This window comes from Thiolapillus sp. (assembly GCF_048562965.1).
In the GTDB taxonomy this organism is placed as follows: domain Bacteria; phylum Pseudomonadota; class Gammaproteobacteria; order Chromatiales; family Chromatiaceae; genus Thiolapillus; species Thiolapillus brandeum_A.
This window is the reverse complement of sequence record NZ_JBHNMF010001511.1, coordinates 1-590: the sequence shown is the minus strand read 5'-3', so window position 1 is coordinate 590 and position 590 is coordinate 1. Positions and strand designations below refer to the sequence as shown.

The following is a 590-nucleotide window of genomic DNA, read 5'->3' as shown; positions in this document are numbered from 1 at the left end:
GATATATCGCCATGCTCTGGTTTTATGACCCGCGAAGTATTTGAACTTGCGCATCAGCCATCGAACCAGGTAACCATCCAGATGCTCGCCGATAATCGCCAGCTTCGAGCGATAGAACCGCCCGTAGTACTGCCACCAGCCCCGCAATATCGGATTAAACATACGCGACAAATCCATCAGCGACTTGTCGTTTTTCAACTGCAAGTGCCAACTGCGGATTTCCTGCCGCATGCTCTTCAATGCTGCTGGGCTCACCGCTGGTGAAAAGTTGACGTAAACGCGCCCGTATTTGTCTACCGCTTTTCGAGGACGGAAGCTGTAGCCCAGAAAGCTGAACTCGATACTCTCGTGCTCCTGCTGTCGGTTGACATCTTTACAATACACAATACGCGTTTTCCCTGGATGGATCAGCAAGCCGCAATCCACCAACCGCTGGCTGATTTGGGCAAGTACCCATTCAGCTTGACGTTGGCTTTTACAGTGGATCACCCCATCATCGGCATAGCGACACAGCCGCACGCTTCGACAATGCGTTTTGATCCAGCGATCCAGTGTGTAATGCAGAAAAAGGTTGGCCAGCACCGGACTAA

General features: G+C 51.7%; 1 protein-coding gene. It reads right to left on the bottom strand.

The features are described 5' to 3' along the window. A partial coding sequence (locus ACOCD2_RS25230; RefSeq protein WP_419626382.1) for a group II intron maturase-specific domain-containing protein occupies positions 1–590 on the bottom strand: 590 nt, incomplete at both ends.